Here is a 21390-nt window from a genome sequence, read left to right as displayed (position 1 = left end):
TCGCGGTGTACTCGGGCATGACCGACGCGCAGCTGCGGGACTGTCCCGATTTCGAGCACGGGCTGTTCGTCGGCGAGTCGGCGAAGGTCGTCGACCGCGCGCTGGTCGCCGGGGTGCGCCCGGTGTCGCTGTTTCTGGAGGAGAAATGGCTCGCGCAGACGCAGCCGCTCATCGAGCGTTTGTGCGCGGCCGACCCCGCGTTCCCGGTGCTCGTGGCGACACGCGAGCAGTTCCATGCCGTGACGGGCTACGAGGTGACGCGCGGTGCGCTGGCCGCGTTCGAGCGGCCGCCGCTGCCGAGGGTGGAGGACCTGCTGGCGGACGCGCGGCGCGTGGCCGTGCTCGAGGACGTGACGAACTACACGAACATCGGCGCCGTGTTCCGCTCGGCTGCGGCGCTGGGGATCGACGCGGTTCTGGTGACGCCCTCGTGCCACGACCCGCTGTACCGCCGCGCCGCGCGCGTGTCCATGGGGACGGTGTTCCAGGTGCCGTGGACCCGCATCGGCAGCGTGCGCGACTGGGCTGCCGAGGGCGTGGGGCTCTTGCGCTCGCTGGGCTTCAAGACCGCCGCGCTCGCGCTGTCGGACGACTCCCTGCCGCTCCACGACCCGCGCCTGCAGGCATGCGACAAGCTGGCTCTCGTGCTGGGCACCGAGGGCGACGGCCTAGCCGCCTCCACCATCGCGGCCTGCGACTACACGGTTCGCATCCCCATGGACCACGACGTGGACTCCCTCAACGTGGCCGCCGCCAGCGCCGTGGCCTTCTGGGAACTGCGCACGAAGTGGCGGTGAGGGGCATGCGTTAACGAAAAGCGCTCGGCGTCCCCAATAGTTCTATAGAAAGTTCCTTCTGCATTTTTAACCCTGCTTGTATCTCCCTGGATGCAAAAAGAATCCTTTTACCAAATCCATCAGATGAGCTATATTTATAAATAAAATGGATGACCAACGGGGTCTGCGGAATGCGAAAAAGGGATCAACCAAACGGTATTGACAGGCAGCTTCTTTATTCTGAAGTTGATAATTTTTGTCCAAGATGCAAACAAAGTTTGCTGGAAAACAAGGGGGCAAGAAGGCGACTAATTGGTGAAGCCGCTCATATATACCCTTTGAACCCGACACTTGAAGATTCCATCGCTTTGAAAGGAATACCGGAACCGGACGATATTAACGGCTTAGATAACTTTATCATTTTGTGTCCAAGTTGCCATGACATATTCGATAATCCAAGAACACATGAAGAATATTTAGAACTATACAACTTGAAGAAAGAATACATCGAGAAACGGCACCTAAAGAACCTGTATGCTCAATATGGGATTCAAGACGAAATCCGCGTAGTAGTTGACCGTCTATCTGAATGTGATTTTGATAATGGCGAATTGAGAACTGTGAAGAAGGCTTTGAAGATCGAAGGGAAAGTAGGTTCTAACTTCGATTTTTATAAAAGACGTTCGATAGAAAACAATGTAGTGGACTATTTTCGTTTTATTCAAAACCTTTTTTCCGAGTTGGATGCATCTTTGCCGGGCACTTTCGAATGTATAGCTTGCGAGGTGCGTGCGTTCTATCTTAGCGCGGCAAGAAAGACAGATGACAAATTGCTCATTTTTGAATCTGTGTCCGAATGGATTCGGACAAAAGCGGGTCTCTCGGTTTCTCTGCAGGCATGCGAGATAGTGGCATCATTTTTTGTGCAGAACTGCGAGGTGTTTAGCGATGCTACCCAATAAAGTCATCTCCTATTCAAAAAGCTCATTTCCCCAGTTTGTCATCCTGAAAAAAGCTTTGCTTCAAGGTCCCGAAAATATTGCGATTCTTTGGGAACGGTGTGAAGAGTCATTCGGCGACATTGCGGAGTTTATAGAAGTCCTCGAATGCCTCTATGCTTTGAGAGAAATCGAGGTCGTAGGTTCGGAGGTGCTTCTTCATGCTGAAAAGAATTAAATGTAGTTTGCTTCTAGAGAAGGAGCTCTTATTTCACGACGGGGCAAACTTTATACTGGGCGATGATGCTGCTTCAAATTCCATTGGAAAAACAACAACACTATTGTTAATAGATTTTGCTTTTGGAGGCAATCATTATGCAAGGTCCGATGAGATAGTCGAGTCTTTAGGCGATCATGAAATAGAAGCAGTATTTATATTCGGTGGCCAAGAATACGAGTTTATACGAACAACCAAAGATCCAGAAAAGGTTCTGCGTGTAGATAGAGGTCAAAAGGAGACGATAACGCTCAATGAGTTCAAAGCTTTCCTGAAGGGGCAATACCAATTGCAGCATACAGGAATGGGCTTTAGGGACGCAGTCGGGTTGTATTCGAGAATCTGGGGCAAAAGGAATATTGACCCTTTGAAGCCGTTGAATACCGTTCCGAACGAGAGCGGTGCCAAGTCTGTTGCCAGACTCGTCAAGCTTTTCGAGCTTTATGGGACCGTAGAAGAATTTGCTACAGAGGTTTCCCGATTAGAAGCTGAGAAAAGGTCCGTAGACCAAGCTCAGAAGCAATGTTATTTGCCTCAAACTACGAAGCGTGAAGCCAAGGCTGCTGAAAAGCAAATCAAAGTCATTAACGATCAAATAGAAAAGTTGACCGCGAGTCTTGAATTTTCTAAAGAAAATATGGAAGCCTCTTTTACGCCTGAGGTTTTGCGCTTAAGAAATCGAAGGTCCCGCATTTCGGGACAAATAAGTGAACTAACTTCTCGACTCGATCGTCTTAATGCCTCCAAGACCACCAAGCGTTCAGCAAAAGCAATCCAGAGGCAAATAAGCGAACTACATGACTTTTTCCCATCGGTTGATATGCGCTCTGTTGAAGAAATCGAAGACTTTCATGTATCCCTGAATGAAATACTAGATCAATACATTGCGGAAGAGAGGAAGAGGACAGCCGCTGACATCGGAAAATTTCAAAAAGAGATCGAAAGTTTGGATAATAGATTCAATTCGATTATTGCAGGGAGCATTTCTTCTGTAGAGATTGAAGCCGAAGAGTTAGCGCGGCTGATCGCCGATCGTATAGCTAACGAACAGGTTCTGCATTTATACGAACGTAAGCTTGCACTTCAAAAGTGTTTAAATCTTGCAAAGGACAATGAAGAATGCGCATATACCGACGCAATAGATGAAGTCAGCGCTTTGACAAATAAAGAAATCAAAGCAATCTCTTCTGATGTTATTCCAAGCTCTCCATTTCCTTGCTTAAATCTGTATCAAGCTAGCTACGATTACTCCATAGATAGCGATTCCGGTACCGGTAGAGCGTACGCCGCCCTCGTGATATTTGATCTAGCGATTCTTGAGTTAACGAAGCTGCCCTTTTTTATCCATGACAGCGTGATTTTAAAAAATATTGAAGTTAGTGCACTCTCGAATATTGTTGATAGGTATATATCCGTTAAAGGTCGGCAGATCTTTGTTGCCATCGATGAAATCAGTCGCCTAGACCAATATGAAAGAAAGGGAATAGAATCGAACGGGGTAATTAAACTATCTGAAGAACGAACGCTTTTTGGAGACTCTTGGAAACGCAGGGGCGAAAATGAATGATCCAAACATAATCGTCCTTTGAGGTTTGCTAGCGATTTCCTAGCGTGCGGCCGATCGTCTCTTGGCTTGGCAAGACCTTCTTGGTTCGGGGGGGGGGGGGTCTCCAGAACCCTTTCGCTTCACCTTCTGCATGATGGGCCAAATACTCTCATTTTGACAAACCTGCGGATATGGGGAAATGCTGTTCGCTGCCGCGAAACACGGACCATGCAGAACTTTTTGTGGGCTTCCTTTCATTAAGTGCTAGAGGGTGTATGCCGAGGGTCCCGCTGCGGAACGCTCGCGATTACGAATGATCTCCGCCGTGCGCTATCTAAAAGCCGCATGCGGCTTTTAGATATAATAATGGGCTATTCGCTCACCCCAAATCCAGCTCCGCCATTATCTCCTTCAGCGCTTCCGCCGACTCGTGCAGCCTTGCCAGCTCGTCGGCCGACAGCGGGGTGGGCACCTGGTACTCGATGCCGTCCTTGCCCACCACGGCCGGCATCGACAGCACCACGTCGTTCAGGCCGTGGACGCCGTGCTGGTAGTTGGACACGGGCAGGATGGGCTTCTCGTCGCGGACGATGGCCTCGCAGATGCGCTTCACCGACATGGCGATGCCGTAGTAGGTGGCTTTCTTCTTCGCGATGATCTCGTAGGCGCTGTTCTTCACGTCCTCGGCTATGCGGCGCATGGACTCCTCGTGCTCGAAGTGGCCGCGCAGCTCGCAGAAGTCGTTCACGGGGATGCCCGAGACGTTCGCCGTGCTCCATGCCGCGATCTCGCTGTCGCCGTGCTCGCCGATGATGCGCGCGTGCACGTTGCGCGGATCCACGCCCAGATGCTCGCCCAGGATGTACTTGAATCGCGCGGTGTCGAGCACCGTGCCCGAGCCGATCACGCGGTTCTCGGGCAGCCCCGAGAGCTTCAGGGCCACGTGGGTGAGGATGTCCACGGGGTTCGACACCACGAGCAGGATGCCGGGGAAGTCGCGCCGCGCGATCTCGGGGACGATGGACTTGAAGATGCGCACGTTCTTGTGCACGAGGTCGAGGCGCGTCTCGCCTGGCTGCTGGTTCGCCCCGGCGGTGACGATGACGATGGCCGCGTCGGCGACGTCGTCGTAGTCGCCCGCGTAGATGTTCATGGGGCCGGCGAAGGGCATGCCGTGCGCGATGTCGAGCGCCTCGCCCTCGGCGCGCTCGCGATCCACGTCCACGAGCACCATCTCGGTGAACAGCCCGCTCTGCATGAGGGCGAAGGCCGTGGCGGAGCCCACGAACCCGCATCCGATGATGGCGACCTTGCGATTGTCGACGGCTCTGGCCATGGGGAAGCCTTCCTCTCGATGGTTGACGACGTGCGGCATCGAACCTACTGCATGGCCGGAGGTTCGTCAAGGACGCGCGTCGAATGCACATCGCGCATGTTTTTTCGTTTGACAAACTCGCAGGGGCGGGGGTATGATGCCTCCAGTTTTGAACGAAACCGCTGAAGTGGAAGTCAAAGCAGCCGTGCACGCACAGAGAGTCCGGGTGGCTGAGAGCCGGATCGAACGCAGGTTGCCAAATGGACCACGGAGGGCGCGGTGAACGGCGGCGGAACGGGTTTCCGCCGACTCAGTATTCGCGACGTGAGGGCATACGTCAGTTGCCGGAGGTATGAAGGTACCTCGCAAAGCGCACGGCGCGAGCCGTGAAACAAGGTGGCACCGCGGGCAGCAAGCTCGTCCTTGGCAATGATGGTTTGTCGAGGGCGGGCTTTTTTCATGCCCTCCCGACGGAAACGGAAGGAAGGTGCCGGCCATGTACCCAACGCTCGAAGAGGTGCGCGCCATCGCCGCGGGCGGCGACTACCGTCGCGTGCCCGTGCGCTGCGAGCTCATGGCCGATCGGTTCACGCCGGTCGAGGTCATGCGCACGCTGCGCTCCGCGAGCTGCCACTGCTTTCTGCTGGAGAGCGCCGAGCAGGATGGCGCGTGGGGCCGCTACTCGTTTCTGGGGTGCAACCCCACTCTCGAGCTCACCTGCACGAACGGTACGCTGCGCATGCGCGAGGGACGCGAGGGCTCCCCGCTGCGCGAGACGGTGGAGGAAACCGACCATCCCGGCCGGGCCATCCGCGCGGTGCTCGAGAGCTGCAAGAGCCCCCAGGTGCCGGGCATGCCTCCTTTGGCCGGAGGGCTGGTGGGCTACTTCTCGTACGACTACGTGAAGTACGCCGAGCCGCGCCTGCGCGCGGGCGAGTTGGCCGACCGCGACTTCCGCGACGTCGACCTCATGCTGTTCGACCAGGTGATCGCGTTCGACCACGACCGGCAGAAGCTACTCGTGGTGGGCGGCGTGCGCACGGACGACCCCGAGGGCCTCGAGGCCTCCTACGAGCGGGCGCGCGCGGCTCTGCAGGAGACGGTGGCGCTGCTGGAGAGCGGCGCCAAGGCGTACTTCCCGCCCCTGCGCCTGCGCGAGCCCTTGGCCCCGCGTTTCTCGCAGCAGGAGTACGGCGAGATGGTGGAGCGCGCGAAGCACCATATCCGCGAGGGCGACATCTTCCAAGTGGTGCTGTCCAACCCGCTGACGGCCGCCGCGGAGGGCAGCCTGTTCGACGCGTACCGCGTGCTGCGCACGACGAATCCCTCGCCCTACCTGTTCTACTTCTCGAGCGACGACGTGGAGATAGCGGGGGCCTCGCCGGAGACGCTGACGAAGCTGCAAGACGGCGTGCTGCGCACGTTCCCCCTGGCGGGCACGCGCCCGAGGGGCGCGACCGACGAGGAGGACGCCGCCAACGAGCACGACCTGCTGGCCGACGAGAAGGAGCTGGCCGAGCACAACATGCTGGTCGATCTGGGCCGCAACGACCTGGGCCGCGTGAGCGAGCTGGGCAGCGTGCGGGTGGACCGGCATCTGGCCGTGCAGCGGTTCTCGCACGTGATGCACCTGGGCTCGGAGGTGGAGGGCCGCCTGCGCGCCGACCGCGACGCGGTGGACGCGCTCGACGCCATCCTGCCGGCAGGGACGCTGTCAGGCGCGCCGAAGCTGCGGGCCTGCCAGATAATCCAAGAGCTCGAGGGAACGAAGCGCGGCATCTACGGCGGCGCGGTGGGGTATCTGGACTTCACGGGGAACATGGACACCTGCATCTCCATACGGCTGGCCTACAAGAAGGACGGGCGCGTGTGCGTGCAGTCGGGCGCGGGCATCGTGGCCGACAGCGACCCGGCCGCCGAGTTCGCCGAGTGCCGCAACAAGGCCCGCGCCGTGGTGGACGCGCTCGCGGCGGCGGAAGGGGGCCTGCGATGATCCTGCTCGTGGATAACTACGACAGCTTCGCCTACAACCTCTACCAGATGGCGGGCGCTGTCCGCCCCGACATACAGGTGGTGCGCAACGACGCCGTGAGCTTGGACGACGTCGCGGCGTTGGCGCCGGACGCCCTCATCCTCTCGCCCGGTCCCGGGCGCCCCGAGGACGCGGGCGTGTGCATGGAGGCGGTCGAGCGCTTCGCGGGCGCGGTGCCCATCTTGGGCGTGTGCCTGGGCCACCAGGCCATCTGCGCGGCGTTCGGCGCCACGGTGGGGTACGCGAAGGAGCTCATGCACGGCAAGGTGTCGCCGGTCGAGACGACGGGGGAGAGCGCGCTGTTCGCGGGGCTGCCCCGCACGTTCCCGGTGGCGCGCTACCACTCGCTCGCCGTGGACGAGCGCACGCTGCCGCCCGGGTTGCGCGTGAGCGCGCGCACGGCCGACGGCGAGGTGATGGCCGTTGAGCACCGCGAGCTGCCCGTGTTCGGCGTGCAGTTCCACCCCGAGTCGGTGATGACGCCGGACGGGGCCGCCATCGTCGGGAACTTCCTGGCGCTGGCCGGGCGGGCGTAAGGTAGAGGAAAACGACGGAACCGGAAAGGAAGTCGAGCACGATGATAAAGGAAGCCATACTCAAGCTCTCCCGCAAGGAGGACCTGACCTACGCCGAGGCGGAAGGGGTGATGAACGAGATCATGGGCGGCGAGACGAGCGCCGTGCAAACCGCCTCGTACCTGACGGCGCTGGCCATGAAGGGCGAGACGGTGGACGAGATCACCGCGTCGGCCGCGGGCATGCGCGCCCACTGCGTGAAGCTGCTGCACGACATGGACGTGCTGGAGATCGTGGGCACGGGCGGCGACGGCTCGAACTCCTTCAACATCTCCACGACGTCGGCCATGGTCATCGCCGCGGGCGGCGTCCCGGTTGCCAAGCACGGCAACCGCGCGGCCTCTTCGAAGTGCGGCGCGGCCGACGTGCTGGAGGCGCTGGGCGTGAACATCGCGCTCGCGCCCGAGCGCTCGACCGAGCTTTTGGGCAGCATCGGCATCTGCTTCCTGTTCGCGCAGAACTACCACATAGCCATGAAGTACGTGGCGCCGGTGCGCAAGGAGCTGGCCATACGCACCGTGTTCAACATCCTGGGCCCGCTGTCGAACCCGGCTGGCGCCAACCGCGAGCTCATGGGCGTGTACGAACAGGCGCTCGTGGAGCCGCTCGCGCAGGTCATGGCGAAGCTGGGCGTGGCGCGCGGCATGGTGGTGTTCGGGCAGGACGGCCTGGACGAGATATCGATGTCCGCGCCCACGAGCGTGTGCGAGATACGCGACGGCTGGTTCCAGTCCTACGAGGTGGCGCCGGAGGACTTCGGCTACAAGCGCTGCGCCAAAGACGAGCTCGTGGGCGGCACGCCCGAGGAGAACGCCGCCATAACGCGCGCCATACTGGACGGCGGCGAGCGCGGCGGCAAGCGCCAGGCCGTGTGCTTGAACGCGGGCGCGGCGCTCTACATCGGCGGCGCGGCGGACACGATGGCCGGCGGCGTGCGGCGCGCCGAGGAGCTCATCGATTCCGGCGCGGCGCGCGCGAAGCTGGACGAGTTCGCACGGGAGAGCAACCGATGAGCATCCTGGAGAAGATCGCGGCGCGCACGCGCGAGCGCGTGGAGGACGAGAAGCGCGCACGGCCCTTGGCCGACGTGCGCCGGGCGGCCGAGGAGCGCGCGGCGGCCGAACGGGCGGCCGGCGGCCCTGCGGTCGGGGTCTCGGCGGGCGAAGATGCGGGCGGGGCGTCGGCCTTTCCCTTCGAGCGGGCCCTCGCGCGGCCCGGCGTCTCGTTCATCTGCGAGGTGAAGCGCGCGTCCCCGTCCAAGGGGCTCATCGCGCGCGACTTCCCCTACGTGGACATCGCGCGCGACTACGAGGCGGCCGGCGCGGCGGCCGTGTCGTGCCTGACGGAGCCCTTCTGGTTCCAAGGCCGCGACGAGTACCTGGCCGAGATCGCTCGCGCGGTGGACGTCCCCGTGCTGCGCAAGGACTTCGTGGTGGACGAGTACATGGTGTACGGCGCGAAGGCCCTGGGCGCGCAGGCCGTGCTGCTCATCTGCGCCATCCTGGACGACGGGCAGCTGGCGGCCTACCGGGCGCTTTGCGACGAACTGGGGCTTTCGGCGCTCGTGGAGGCGCACACCGAGCGCGAGGTGGAGCGCGCGCTCGCGGCGGGCGCGCGCGTGGTGGGCGTGAACAACCGCGACCTGGCCACGTTCGAGGTCGACCTGGGCACGAGCGGCCGGTTGCGCGCCCTCGCCCCGTCGAGCGTGCTGTTCGTGTCCGAAAGCGGCATCCGCACGGCGGACGACGTGGAGCGCCTGCGCGCGATGGGGACCGATGCGGTGCTCGTGGGCGAGACGCTCATGCGCGCCCCGGACAAGCGCGCCGCATTGGACGAGCTGCGAGGGGAGGGCGCATGACGCGGATCAAGCTGTGCGGCCTCGTCCGCCCCGCCGACGTGGACGCCGCCAACGCCGCGCGTCCGGACTACGCCGGGTTCGTGGTGGACGTGCCCGCCAGCCGCCGCAGCGTGTCGCCCGCGGAGGTGCGCCTGCTTGCCGCGCGGCTGGACGAGGGCATCCACGCGGTGGGCGTGTTCGTGGACGCGCCGGTGCGGACGGTGGCGGAGCTGCTGAACGACGGCACGCTCGACGCGGCGCAGCTGCACGGAAGCGAGGACGCGGCCTACGTGTCGGCGCTGCGCGAGCTGACTGATAAGCCGCTCGTGCAGGCGTTCCGCGTGGCGAGCGCCGCGGACGTCGCGCGGGCCGAGGCGAGCGCGGCCGACTGCGTGCTGCTCGACAGCGGCGCGGGCAGCGGGCGGACGTTCGATTGGGAGCTCGCCCGCGCGTGCGGGCGGCCGTTCTTCCTGGCGGGAGGGCTCGAGCCCGGCACCATCGCCCGGGCCGTCGCGGCCGCGCGCCCCTTCGCCGTGGACCTGAGCAGCGGAGTGGAGACGGACGGGACGAAGGACGCGGGCAAGATGGCCCGGGCGGTGGCCGAGGCGCACGGCGCGGGCGCACCCGAGGCGGAAACGACGAGAGCAAGGGAGCAACGATGACCAAAGGAAGGTTCGGCGTGCACGGGGGCCAGTACATCCCCGAGACGTTGATGAACGCCGTGGGCGAGCTGGAAGAGGCCTACGCTCACTACAAGGAGGACCCGGAGTTCAACCGAGAGCTCGCGGACCTGCTCAACAACTACGCGGGACGCCCCTCGCGCCTCTACTTCGCCGAGCGCATGACGGAGGACCTGGGCGGCGCGAAGGTGTACCTCAAGCGCGAGGACTTGAACCACACGGGCGCGCACAAGATCAACAACGTGCTGGGCCAGGCGCTGCTGGCCAAGAAGATGGGGAAGACCCGCCTCATCGCCGAGACGGGAGCCGGCCAGCACGGCGTGGCCACCGCCACCGCGGCGGCGCTCATGGGGATGGAGTGCGAGGTGTTCATGGGTCGCGAGGACACCGAGCGCCAGGCGCTCAACGTGTACCGCATGCGCCTCTTGGGCGCGCAGGTGCACGCGGTGGACGAGGGCACGGCCACGCTCAAGGACGCCGTGTCCGCCACGTTCCGCGAGTGGACGACGCGCATCGACGACACGCACTACGTGCTGGGGTCGGTCATGGGCCCGCACCCGTTCCCCACCATCGTGCGCGACTTCCAAGCGGTCATCTCGCGCGAGATCAAGCAGCAGCTGGCCGAGCGCGAGGGGCGCCTGCCCGACGCGGTTCTGGCCTGCGTGGGCGGCGGCTCAAACGCCATCGGGGCGTTCTACCACTTCATCGACGACCCGTCGGTGCGCCTGATCGGCTGCGAGGCAGCCGGGCGCGGCGTGGACGGCTTCGAGACGGCCGCCACCATCGCCACGGGGCGGCTCGGCATCTTCCACGGCATGAAGAGCTACTTCTGCCAGGACGAGCACGGCCAGATCGCGCCCGTGTACTCCATCTCGGCCGGGCTCGACTACCCCGGCGTGGGGCCCGAGCACGCGGCCCTGCACGACGCGGGGCGCGCCGAGTACGTGCCCGTCACCGACGACGAGGCGGTGGAGGCGTTCGAGTACCTGAGCCGCATGGAGGGCATCATCCCGGCCATCGAGTCGGCCCATGCGGTGGCGCACGCGCGCACGCTCGCGCCCGCCATGGGCAAGGACCAGATCATGGTCATCAACATCTCCGGGCGCGGCGACAAGGACTGCGCCGCCATAGCCCGCTATCGAGGGGAGGACCTCCATGAGTAGCATCCAAGCGCCGGCCGCCCGGCCGGACAACGCGCCCGCCGCCGCATCGGGCGTCGACCGCGTCGCGCGCGCCTTCGTCTCCGGCAAGGCGTTCATCCCGTTCGTCACCTGCGGCGATCCCGACTTGGAAACCACCGAGGAGCTGGTGGTGGCCATGGCCGAGGCGGGGGCCGATCTGGTGGAGCTGGGCATCCCGTTCTCCGACCCCACGGCTGAGGGGCCCGTCATCCAGGCCGCCAACCTGCGGGCCCTTGCGGGAGGCACGACCACCGACCAGGTGTTCCAGCTGGCAGAGCGCGTGCGGAAGCGCACGGACGTGCCGCTCGCGTTCATGACGTACGCCAACGTGCCGTTCTCGTTCGGCGTCGAGCGGTTCGCACGGCGCATGGCCGAGGCGGGGGTGGACGCGCTCATCCTGCCCGACGTGCCCTTCGAGGAGAGGGACGAGTTCTCCGGCCCCTGCCGCGCGGCGGGCGTGTCGTTCGTGTCGTTCGTGGCGCCCACGTCGCACGACCGCGTGCGGATGATCGCCCGGGAGGCGGAGGGGTTCGTGTACTGCGTATCGTCGCTGGGCGTGACGGGCGCGCGATCGAGCATCTCCACCGACGTTGCGGCCATGACGGCCCAGGTGCGGCAGGCGAACCCGCGCGTGCCGTGCGCCGTGGGCTTCGGCGTGTCGACTCCCGAGCAGGCGGCCGCCATGGCGGCCGTGTCCGACGGCGTCATCGTGGGCAGCGCCATCGTGAGGCTGGTGGTCGAGCACGGCCGCGCTTGCGTGGACCCGGTGGCCGCCTATGTGCGAACCATGAAGGCCGCCGTGGCAGCCGTCGAGAATTGATGGCGGCGCGCTCCCATTGCCCGGCGCTCTGCTATGATGCGGTGATGCAGTGACCCCATGCGAGCAGGGAGGGACGTTGGCGAAGCTATCGGTGGCGCCCAGGGCGAAGGACGACGGGCGCCTAGCCGCCTATCTGGAGAAATACGCGCGGCGCGTGGAGACCACGCCTCCGGGGGCGTGCCCGGTCGTCGTGCAGCTGTCGCTTCTGCAGGCGGGCGCCGCGCAGACGTGCGGGAAGTGCGTGCCGTGCCGCGACGGCCTGCCGCGCCTGGCGGCGCTGCTCGAACGCGTGGCGGCTTGCGACGCGGACGAAGCCGTGCTCGTCGAGGCCCGCGCGCTGGCCGAGATGGTGCGCGACACCTCCGACTGCGCCATCGGCTACGAGGCCGCGAACGCCGTGCTGGAAGGCATGGACGCCTTCGCCGACGAGTACGCGAGCCATGTTGGACGCGGCGCGTGCCAGGAGGGGGTGGGCCAGACGGTCCCCTGCGAGACGCTCTGCCCGGCGCACGTGGACGTGCCCGGCTACATCGCGCTCGTGGCGGCCGGCGACTACGCCGGGGCCGTCAACCTGGTGCGCAAGGACAACCCGTTCCCCACGGCGTGCGCGTTCGTGTGCGAGCACCCCTGCGAGGCGCGGTGCCGCCGCACGCTCGTCGACGCGCCGGTCAACATACGCGGCATCAAGCGCTACGCCGTGGACCAAGCTTCCGCCGACCGGGTGCCGCCACCGCCGCACAGCGTGGACACGGCCAAGAACGTCGCCGTCGTCGGGGGCGGGCCGAGCGGGCTCACCTGCGCCTACTTCCTCGCCCTCATGGGGCACCGCGTGACGGTGTTCGAGGCGCGCAGCCAGCTGGGCGGCATGCTGCGCTACGGCATTCCCGCCTACCGCTTCCCGCGGGAGCGGCTGGACGAGGACATCCGCGGCATCCTGTCCGCCGGCTCCATCACGGCGCTCTGCGACACGCCGGTGGGCGCGCGCGAGATGGCCGAGATCGCCGAGAACTACTACGCCGTGTACGTGGCCGTGGGCGCGCAGGCGGGCAAGACGCTCAAGATGGAGAACGCGGACGCAGCGGGCGTCATGTCGGCGGTGGAGCTGCTGGGCGCCGTCGGCGACGGCGACTACCCGGACTTTACGGGCAAGAAGGTGGCCGTGGTGGGCGGCGGCAACGTGGCCATGGACTGCGCGCGCACGGCCGTGCGCGCCGGGGCCGCCGAGGTGTCGGTGGTGTACCGCCGCCGCAAGTGCGACATGACGGCGCTGCCGGCCGAGGTGGAGAGCGCCGTGGCCGAGGGCGTGGAGCTGATCGCGCTCGAGGCGCCGGCGGCCATCGAGGTGGACGGGACCGGGCGCTGCGCCGCGCTCGTCACGCAGCCGCAGATGATCGGCGCCGTGCGCGGCGGCCGTCCGGCCCCCGTGCCGGCCGACAAGCCCCCGCGCCGCATCGAGGCCGACGTCGTGCTCGTCGCGGTGGGGCAGGACATAGAGGCGGAGCCGTTCGAGGACTTCGGCATGAAGACCACCTGGGGGCGCTTCGACGCCGACGAGCACCTCGCGGCCGAGGGCTTCGGCAACGTGTTCGTGGGCGGCGACTGCCAAACGGGTCCGTCCACGGTGATCCGCGCCATCGGCGCGGGGAAGGTCGCCGCGCGCAACATCGACGCCTACCTGGGGTACTCGCACAAACTCGCCTGCGACGTGCACGCTCCGGCGGCCGCGCCCAACGACCGCGCGCCCAAGGGCCGCGTGGAGCTGGCGGAACGCCCGGCGCGCGAGCGCAAGCGGGATTTCCTGGACGTGGAAGAGGGCATGAGCCGCGAGGAGGTCGAACAGGAGTGCGGGCGCTGCCTGCGCTGCGACGTCTTCGGCTGCGGATCGACCGAGGGAGGCAGGAGCCAATATGCCTAGCATCACGATAAACGGCACGGCGCTCGTGGCGCCGGAGGGCGCGACCGTGCTGGAGGCGGCGCGGAAGGCGGGCATCCGCATCCCCACGCTCTGCTACCTGAAGGACGTGAGCGCCGCGGGCGCGTGCCGCGTGTGCGTGGTGGACGTGGAGGGCGTGGACCATCCGGTGCCGTCGTGCTCGACGGTCGTGTGGGACGGCATGGCCGTGACCACCGACTCGCCGCGCCTGGCGACTTACCGGCGCATCGCGCTCGAGCTGCTCATGGCCGATCACGGGCGGGGCATGGGCGCCCCCTGCCTCGTCTGCGACAAGAACGGGGCCTGCGAGCTGGCCTCCCTCTGCCGCGAGTACGGCGTGGAGGGGCCGGAGCGCCCCGAACCGCGCCCGGTGCGGCCCGTGCTGGACGCTAACCCGTTTTTGTCCTTCGACCCGAACCTGTGCATCCGCTGTCAGCGCTGCGTGGGCGCCTGCAACGCCGCGGCGCGCAACCACACGCTGCGCACGGGCAAGCGGGGCGTGCGCATCGCCATCGAGGCCCCGTTCGGCGAGGATTGGCGCGCCACCGACTGCGAGTCGTGCGGCACCTGCGCGCAGGCGTGCCCCACGGGCGCGCTCACCGAGAAGCGCCGCGGCGCCTACCGCTCGTGGGAGACGGAGCGCGTGCGCACCACCTGCCCGCACTGCGGCGTGGGCTGCCAGCTGGACCTCGTGGTGAAGGACGGCCGCATCGTGGACGCCGAGGGCGCGTCGGGGCCGTCGAACAAGGGGCTTCTATGCGTGAAGGGGCGCTCGAGCAGCTTCGACTTCGTCGACGCGCCCGACCGCCTGCGCACGCCGCTCGTGCGCAACGCCGCCACCGGCCAGCTCGAGCCGGCCTCGTGGGACGAGGCGCTCGACCTGGTGGCGCGGCGCTTCACGGAGCTGCGCGACGAGCACGGCGGGGAATCGCTCGCGGCCTTCGCCTGCTCGCGCTCCACGAACGAGGACATCTACCTGTTCCAGAAGATGGCGCGCATCGCCTTCCAAACGAACAACGTGGACTGCTGCGCGCGTGTTTGACACGCTCCCACCGTCGCCGGTCTGGCGACCATGCTTGGTTCGGGAGCGATGACGAACTCCATCGACGACGTGACGCGGAAGGCGGACGTCGTCATGCTCGTGGGGTCGAACCCCGAAGAGGCGCATCCGGTCATCGGCATGCAGCTGCGCGCCGCCGTGGAGCGCGGATGCCGGCTCATCGTGGTGGACCCGCGCGACATAGGGCTGGCCGCGCAGGCGGACATCCACCTGAAGCTGCGGCCGGGCACGAACGTGGCGTTCGCCAACGGCATGGTGAACGTCATCTTGAAAGAGGGCCTGTTCGACGAGCAGTTCGTGCGCAACCGCACGGAGGGTTCCCGCGTGCTGGCCGCCACGGTGGAGGACTACACGCCGGCGCGCGTGGCCGATATCTGCGGTATCGACCAGCGCGATCTGGTGGCCGCCGCCAAGATGTACGCCTCGGCCGGCGCGGCCGCCATCGTGTACTGCCTGGGCGTGACGGAGCACTCCACCGGCACCGACGGCGTCATGGCGCTTTCGAACATCGCCATGCTCACCGGCAACCTGGGGCGTCCCGGCGGAGGCGTGAACCCGCTGCGCGGGCAGAACAACGTGCAGGGCGCCTGCGACATGGGTGCGGGACCCGACGATCTGCCGGGCTACCAGAAGATCGCCGACCCCGAGGCCGTGCGCCGCTTCGAGCGCGCCTGGGGCACGTCGCTGCCGCGCGGGCGCGGGCTCAAGGCCACCGAGTGCTTCCCGGCCATGGTGGAGGGGCGCGTGCGCGGCCTGTTCCTGTTCGGCGAGGATCCCGTGCGCACCGACCCGGACACGCACCACGTGATACGCGCGCTGGAGGCGCTGGAGTTTCTGGTGGTGGACGACCTGTTCCTCACCGAGACGGCGAAGTACGCCGACGTCGTTCTGCCCGGCCGCAGCTATGCGGAGAAGGAGGGCACCTTCACGAACACCGAGCGGCGCGTGCAGCGCGTGCGCAAGGCGGTGGAGGGGCCGGCAGGCGCGCGCCTCGACACGGACATCTTCACCGAGGTCATGAACCGCATGGGTTGCGCGCAGCCGCATCTGGACGCCGCGGCGCTCATGGACGAGATCGCGTCGGTGACGCCGTCGTACGGGGGCATGAGCCATGCGCGCCTCGACGGCGACGAGGTGGCCGGCCGGGGCCTGCAATGGCCGTGTCCGCACGCCGATCACCCCGGCACGCCCATCCTGCACGTGAGCGAGTTCGCGCAAGGCGTGGGCTCGTTCTCCACGCCCGACTACCTTCCGTCCGCCGAGTTGCCCGATGGCGAGTACCCCCTGGTCATGATGACGGGACGTGTGCTCGCCCAGTACAACGCCCGCGCGATGACCGGCCGCACCGAAGGCTTGGACGAGATATCCGGCAGCTCGTTCATCGAGCTGAACGAGGTCGACGCCGAGGCGCGCGGCATCGCCGACGGCGACCGCGTGAGCGTGGCGTCGCGCCGCGGCCGGATAGAGACCACGGCGCGCGTGTCGCGCAAGACCAATCCCGGCCAGACGTGGATGCCCTTCCATTTCCAAGACGGCAACAGCAACTGGCTCACCATTGCCGCCCTCGACCGCGTGTCGAAGGCCCCCGAGTACAAAGTGTGCGCCGTGCAGGTGGAGAAGGCGGGCGATGCGAGCGGGGCGGGCGGTGAAGGCGAATCAGACGGGTTGTCCGGCGCAGATGACGGAATGGAAGAGTGAGTGCTCTCGTTCTCGACGGAGGCCCTTGCCGAACGGCAAGGCCGGGTGGCGAGGGCGAGAGCTTGCCGCTTTCCGGGGGCGCGTGCACGAGTTTTCGCACGTTTTTCGTCAGAATGTTACGTTTGAAAGGCCGTATGCCGGTGCTCCGCATGGTGAAGTGAGGCTATCTTCTTTCGAGCTAATCGCGACATGGTGTTTTGTATTTGGGAAGCGCCTTCGCAATGAAGAGAGCATGCGAACGAACTCGCATACGCAACATTCCGTTCGATAACGTGCAAAAACGTGGAGCCTACCCCGATGCTGCGACCGCGCATCAAGAAGAGCTCCGGGTTCGTTTGTCGAAACTTCAGATCAAGATGCCGTTGCAGTGGTCCACTTCGTGCTGGATGATCTGGGCGGTCCAGCCTCGGTAGGACTTCGTGTGCTCGCGCAGCTGCTCGTCTTGGAAGCGCACCTTGATGGTCCGGTAGCGCGTGGTCGTGCGCACGCCGTCGAGGGACAGGCAGCCCTCTTCCGCCTCGAACGGGCCGGAAGCTTCGACGATCTCGGGGTTCAGCATCGTCCGCGTGGCGCCGTTGTCGTCGAAGACGATGATGCGCTTCAGCACGCCTATCATGTTCGCCGCCATGCCCACGCACGAATCCGCATGGGCCGCCAGCGTGTCGCGCAGGTCGCGCGCCGTTTGCAGGTCGTCGGCCGACGCGGGCACCGAGGTCTGGCGAAGGACGAACCGGTCTTTCATGATGGGCTTGATCACGGGGCCGCCTTTCGCGTCGTCGTGGGAGGATGGGTGGGCGTGCGCCATGAAGCGCGGCGGCAGGCGGGGCCGCCGCGCTCGGCTCTGCCTGCCTAGTCGCGCGTGAGCTTGCGATGCAGGCGGTGGGGCTTGGACGCCTCGGGCCCCAGGCGTTCCAGGCGGTTCTCCTGGTAGGCCTCGAAGTTGCCTTCGAACCAGGTCCAGGTGCCGGGGTTCTCGTCGGTGCCCTCCCAGGCCAGAATGTGCGTGGCCACGCGGTCGAGGAACCAGCGGTCGTGGCTCGTCACCACAGCGCAGCCGGGGAACGCCAGCAGCGCTTCCTCGAGGCTGGCCAGCGTCTCGGTGTCCAGGTCGTTCGTGGGCTCGTCGAGCAGCAGCAGGTTGCCGCCCTGCTTCAAGGTGAGCGCCAGGTTCAGGCGGTTGCGCTCGCCGCCGGAGAGCACGCCGGCCGGCTTCTGCTGGTCGGAGCCCTTGAACCCGAAGCTGGCCACGTAGGCGCGGCTGGGGATCTCCGTGTCGCCCACGATCATGAAGTCGTTGCCGCCGGACACCACTTCCCACAGCTTCGTGTTCGGGTCGATGCCCTCGCGGTTCTGGTCGACGTAGCTGATCTTCACCGACTCGCCGATGTCGAGCGTGCCGCCGTCCACCGGCTCCAGGCCCATGATCATCTTGAACAGGGTGGACTTGCCCACGCCGTTCGGGCCGATGACGCCCACGATGCCGTTGGGCGGCAGGTTGAACGACAGGTCGTCGATGAGCACACGGTCGCCAAACGCCTTGTGCAGATGCTCGGCCTCGATGACCTTGGCGCCCAGGCGCGGCGGCACGGGGATCTGGATCTCGTTGTAGTCGAGCTTCTTGTTGGCGCGCGCCTCGGCGGCCATCTGCTCGTAGGCGGCCAGGCGCGCCTTGCTCTTGGCCTGGCGGGCCTTCGGGCTCGAGCGCACCCATTCCAGCTCGCTTTTCAGCTTCTTCGCCAGCTTCTCCTGGCTCTGGCCCTGCGCCTCGATGCGGGCGGCCTTCGTCTCCAGGTACGTGGAGTAGTTGCCCTTGTAGGGGAACAGGCTGCCGCGGTCCACCTCGCAGATCCATTCGGCCACGTGGTCGAGGAAGTAGCGGTCGTGCGTGACGGCCAGCACCGCGCCCTGGTAGGTGCGCAGGAACTGCTCGAGCCACAGCACCGACTCCGCGTCCAGGTGGTTCGTGGGCTCGTCGAGCAAGAGCAGGTCGGGCGCCTCCAGCAGCAGGCGGCAGAGCGCCACGCGGCGGCGCTCGCCGCCGGAGAGGTGCGTGACCGGCTCGTCGGGGTCGGGGCACTGCAGCGCGTCCATGGCCTGGGAGAGCTGGCTGTCCAAGTCCCAGCCGTTCGCGGCGTCGATCTCGGTCTGCAGCTTGCCCATTTCGTCCATGAGCGCGTCGAAGTCGGCGTCGGGGGAGGCCATCTCCTCGCCGATGGCGTTGAAGCGCTCCACCTTCGCGAAGATGTCGCCGAAGGCCTGCTTGATGTTCTCGAGAACCGTCTTGTCCTCGTCGAGCGGCGGCTCCTGCAGCAGGATGCCCACCGAGTAGCCCGGCGTGAGCCGCGCCTCGCCGTTCGTGACCTCTTCGAGGCCGGCCATGATCTTGAGCAGGGTGGACTTGCCCATGCCGTTCGGCCCCACGACGCCGATCTTCGCGCCGGGGTAGAACGACAGCGTCACGTCGTCGAGGATGACCTTGTCGCCGTGCGCCTTGCGGGCCTGATGCATCTGGTAAATGAATTCTGGCATGGTTCGCTTTCCTGGGTTGGGGTTTTTCTGCACGGGCTATTGTCTCATGGATGCGCGCCGTCGGGGAGGTGGTTTTCCGCCTCCATATACCGTCCGCCGCCGCGACGTTCGCGCGCGCCTGCGTCGTGGTACCATGGAGCCAACTGAATAGCTTATGCAGGAGAACCGAGCGGGCGTGGCCCGCGGGCGTTGAGAAGGCGAGAGCCTGATCCTTTGAACCTGTCAGTTAACACTGGTGTAGGGAGCATGCTTTGAAGACGAGGACGCTTGCCGCAACGGTGGGCGTCCTTTCGTTTTCAGGAAAGGAGCGGAAGCGGTGGAGAAAGCGGAACTTGAGCGGCAGGTGGCCGAGGCGGTGGACGCGGCGCGGCGGGAGGTGCCGTTGGTCGGCTCGGTCACGAACGCCGTGAGCGTGAACTTCGTGGCCAACGCGCAGCTGGCGGCCGGCGGGTCGGCGGCCATGGTTTACCTGCCCGACGAGGCGGAGTTTTTGGCGCAGGCGGGCGGCGCGCTGTACCTCAACTTGGGCACGCTGCTGCCCGTGCACGAGGAGACGATGCCGCGCGCCGCGCGGGCCATGCGCGAGCTGGGCAAGCCGTGGGTGCTCGACCCGGTGGGCATCGGCATCGGGTCGCTGCGCACCGGCATCTTGAAGGAGCTGAAGGCGTGCAGGCCCGCCGTCGTGCGGGCGAACGCCTCCGAGGTCATCGCGCTGGCGGGGCTGTGGGAACTGGACGGCGGCGACGTTCGGGCCCAGGTGCGCGGGGTGGACTCCACCGACGAGGTGGGCGCGGCCGAGGGCGCGGCCGTCGCCCTGGCGCGCTGGACCGGAGGGGCCGTTGCGGTGTCCGGGGCGGTCGACCTGGTCACCGACGGCGACGTCGTGGCGACGTCGCGCGGAGGGTCGCCGCTCATGGAGAAGGTGACGGGTTTCGGCTGCTCGCTCGGCGGCGTGGCCGCCGTGTATGCGGCGGTCGCCTCGCCGCTCGCCGCGGCGCTCGCGGCCACGGCGGCCTACAACCTGGCCGGGGCGCGCGCGTTCGCGCGCGTGCAGGCGCCGGGAAGCTTCCAGACGGCGTTTTTGGACGAGCTCTACGAGGCGTCGGCAGCGGACGTCGCGGGCAATCCGTTCGAGATCAGAGAGGTGTGAGGCGTATGAACACGTTGGTGGCGGTGGCCATCGCCCCGTTGGGCGTGGGCGACGAGTTGGCGGCCGAGGTGGCGGAGGTCGTGCGGGTCATCCGCGCGTCGGGCCTTCCGAACCGGACGAACTCCATGTTCACCGAGATCGAGGGTGAGTGGGACGAGGTGTTCCAGGTGGTGAAGGACGCGACGTTCGTTCTGGCCGAGAAGGGCATCCGCACCGAGGTCGTGCTCAAGGCCGACGTGCGCCCCGGGCACACCGGCATGATGGAGCGCAAGGTGAGCAAGGTGGACGACATCTTGGGCGGGGGCGGCCATGCGGAATAACCTGGACATAACGGCGTACCTGGTGCTGGGCCCCGAGAACACGGCCGGGCGCCCGGTGGGCGACGTGGTGGAGGCGGCGCTGGCGGCGGGGTTCACCTGCGTGCAGGTGCGCTCGAAGGAGTGCTCGGCGCGCCAGCTGATGGAGGTGGCGCGCGAGGCCGCCGGCGCCATCGAGCGCGCCGGCGCGGCCCGACGGGCGGCGCTTTTGGTGGACGACCGGCTCGACGTGGCGCTGGCGGCGCGCGCGGCCGGCATCAAAGTGGACGGCGTGCACGTGGGGCAGTCCGACGTGCCGGTGGAGGTGTGCCGGAGGTATCTGGGCGAGGACGGCGTCGTGGGCCTTTCGGCGCGCACCGACGAGATGCTGGAGTACGTGCGCACGGTCGACACGGGCTGCGTGGACTACCTGGGCGCGGGGCCTTTGCACGAGACGGCCACGAAGCCCGACTGCGGCATGGACGCGGCGGGCAACGTGATAACCAGGAGCCTGGCCGATTTGTCGGAGCTCGCGCGCACGAGCCCGCTTCCCGTCGTGGTGGGCGGCGGCGTGAAGGCCGCGGACATCCCCGCCCTCGCGCGCACGGGGGTCGACGGCTTCTTCGTGGTGTCGGCGGTGTGCGCCGCGCCCGACCCCGGGGCCGCCGCCCGCGAGCTCGTGGAGGCTTGGCGCGCCGCGCGGGCGTAGCCTTCGGCGTTCCGCGCGGGCTCGTCCGCTTGGCAAGG

Annotated in this window: 18 protein-coding genes, 1 pseudogene and 1 riboswitch; of the genes and pseudogenes, 16 read left to right on the top strand and 3 right to left on the bottom strand. The window is 66.0% G+C overall.

The annotated features are described in order from the left end of the window. Positions 1 to 17: 17 nt before the first annotated feature. From C1878_RS03250 to C1878_RS03240, 4 genes are all read left to right on the top strand, one after another. A complete protein-coding gene (locus C1878_RS03250; protein WP_369833497.1) occupies positions 18 to 797 on the top strand; it encodes a TrmH family RNA methyltransferase in 780 nt (259 codons plus the stop codon). Between the two features lie 149 nt (positions 798 to 946). Next, positions 947 to 1738, top strand: a complete 792-nt coding sequence (locus C1878_RS03245; protein ID WP_114600274.1) for an ABC-three component system protein — start codon at positions 947 to 949, stop codon at positions 1736 to 1738. After that, on the top strand, positions 1725 to 1952 hold the full coding sequence (locus C1878_RS17050) for an ABC-three component system middle component 7 (RefSeq protein WP_369833495.1): 228 nt from the start codon (positions 1725 to 1727) through the stop codon (positions 1950 to 1952). The genes C1878_RS03245 and C1878_RS17050 overlap by 14 nt, the downstream gene beginning before the upstream one ends. Continuing rightward, positions 1936 to 3558 carry a DUF2326 domain-containing protein gene (locus C1878_RS03240; protein ID WP_114600273.1) on the top strand — a complete coding sequence of 541 codons (1623 nt, stop codon included), beginning with the start codon at positions 1936 to 1938 and terminating at the stop codon, positions 3556 to 3558. Before C1878_RS17050 ends, C1878_RS03240 begins: the two co-directional genes overlap by 17 nt. Positions 3559 to 3916: 358 nt before the next feature. Here the strand turns inward: C1878_RS03240 and C1878_RS03235 are convergent, their stop codons facing one another. Continuing rightward, on the bottom strand, positions 3917 to 4873 hold the full coding sequence (locus C1878_RS03235) for an L-lactate dehydrogenase (RefSeq protein WP_114600272.1): 957 nt from the start codon (positions 4871 to 4873) through the stop codon (positions 3917 to 3919). 475 nt (positions 4874 to 5348) lie between these two features. On the opposite strand from C1878_RS03235, the gene C1878_RS03225 reads away from it, so the two are divergent. The 9 genes and pseudogenes from C1878_RS03225 to fdhF all read left to right on the top strand — a co-directional run. Next, the gene (locus C1878_RS03225; protein WP_114600271.1) at positions 5349 to 6845 is read left to right on the top strand and encodes an anthranilate synthase component I family protein; all 1497 of its coding nucleotides are present in this window, start codon (positions 5349 to 5351) and stop codon (positions 6843 to 6845) included. After that, the gene (locus C1878_RS03220; RefSeq protein WP_114600270.1) at positions 6842 to 7420 is read left to right on the top strand and encodes an aminodeoxychorismate/anthranilate synthase component II; all 579 of its coding nucleotides are present in this window, start codon (positions 6842 to 6844) and stop codon (positions 7418 to 7420) included. Before C1878_RS03225 ends, C1878_RS03220 begins: the two co-directional genes overlap by 4 nt. Positions 7421 to 7461: 41 nt before the next feature. Then, the gene (gene trpD, locus C1878_RS03215; RefSeq protein WP_114600269.1) at positions 7462 to 8472 is read left to right on the top strand and encodes an anthranilate phosphoribosyltransferase; all 1011 of its coding nucleotides are present in this window, start codon (positions 7462 to 7464) and stop codon (positions 8470 to 8472) included. Next, positions 8469 to 9317: an indole-3-glycerol phosphate synthase TrpC gene (trpC, locus tag C1878_RS03210; protein WP_114600268.1), complete on the top strand. Its 849-nt coding sequence runs from the start codon at positions 8469 to 8471 to the stop codon at positions 9315 to 9317. The genes trpD and trpC overlap by 4 nt, the downstream gene beginning before the upstream one ends. Continuing rightward, a complete protein-coding gene (locus C1878_RS03205) occupies positions 9314 to 9958 on the top strand; it encodes a phosphoribosylanthranilate isomerase (RefSeq protein WP_114600267.1) in 645 nt (214 codons plus the stop codon). Before trpC ends, C1878_RS03205 begins: the two co-directional genes overlap by 4 nt. After that, complete coding sequence (gene trpB, locus C1878_RS03200) at positions 9955 to 11139, top strand: tryptophan synthase subunit beta (RefSeq protein WP_114600266.1); 1185 nt, start codon at positions 9955 to 9957, stop codon at positions 11137 to 11139. The genes C1878_RS03205 and trpB overlap by 4 nt, the downstream gene beginning before the upstream one ends. Further along, positions 11132 to 11977, top strand: a complete 846-nt coding sequence (gene trpA, locus C1878_RS03195; protein WP_114600265.1) for a tryptophan synthase subunit alpha — start codon at positions 11132 to 11134, stop codon at positions 11975 to 11977. Before trpB ends, trpA begins: the two co-directional genes overlap by 8 nt. Before the next feature lie 76 nt (positions 11978 to 12053). Continuing rightward, entirely contained in the window at positions 12054 to 13892 is a 1839-nt protein-coding gene (locus C1878_RS03190) for an NAD(P)-binding protein (protein ID WP_114600264.1), read from the top strand. Further along, positions 13885 to 16593: pseudogene (gene fdhF, locus C1878_RS03185) on the top strand (formate dehydrogenase subunit alpha); the annotation flags it as partial. The gene C1878_RS03190 and the pseudogene fdhF, both read left to right, overlap by 8 nt. A 421-nt stretch (positions 16594 to 17014) precedes the next feature. Here fdhF and C1878_RS03180 read toward each other — a convergent pair. After that, complete coding sequence (locus C1878_RS03180; RefSeq protein ID WP_114600262.1) at positions 17015 to 17425, bottom strand: peptide deformylase; 411 nt, start codon at positions 17423 to 17425, stop codon at positions 17015 to 17017. A 92-nt stretch (positions 17426 to 17517) separates the two neighbouring features. Beyond that, entirely contained in the window at positions 17518 to 19197 is a 1680-nt protein-coding gene (gene ettA, locus C1878_RS03175) for an energy-dependent translational throttle protein EttA (protein ID WP_114600261.1), read from the bottom strand. A 148-nt stretch (positions 19198 to 19345) separates the two neighbouring features. Beyond that, positions 19346 to 19458, top strand: a riboswitch (TPP riboswitch). A gap of 55 nt (positions 19459 to 19513) precedes the next feature. Here ettA and thiM point away from each other — a divergent pair. Genes thiM through C1878_RS03160 form a run of 3 tightly spaced genes read left to right on the top strand, consistent with a single transcriptional unit; the run spans position 19514 to position 21352 of the window. Then, positions 19514 to 20347: a hydroxyethylthiazole kinase gene (gene thiM / locus C1878_RS03170; protein WP_114600260.1), complete on the top strand. Its 834-nt coding sequence runs from the start codon at positions 19514 to 19516 to the stop codon at positions 20345 to 20347. Between the two features lie 5 nt (positions 20348 to 20352). Continuing rightward, complete coding sequence (locus C1878_RS03165; protein WP_080142232.1) at positions 20353 to 20667, top strand: thiamine-binding protein; 315 nt, start codon at positions 20353 to 20355, stop codon at positions 20665 to 20667. Next, the gene (locus tag C1878_RS03160) at positions 20657 to 21352 is read left to right on the top strand and encodes a thiamine phosphate synthase (RefSeq protein WP_114600259.1); all 696 of its coding nucleotides are present in this window, start codon (positions 20657 to 20659) and stop codon (positions 21350 to 21352) included. The genes C1878_RS03165 and C1878_RS03160 overlap by 11 nt, the downstream gene beginning before the upstream one ends. Positions 21353 to 21390 lie beyond the last annotated feature (38 nt).

The sequence above is a fragment of the Gordonibacter sp. 28C genome (assembly GCF_003339845.1).
GTDB lineage: Bacteria > Actinomycetota > Coriobacteriia > Coriobacteriales > Eggerthellaceae > Gordonibacter.
This window is presented reverse-complemented; position numbering and strand designations above follow the sequence as displayed.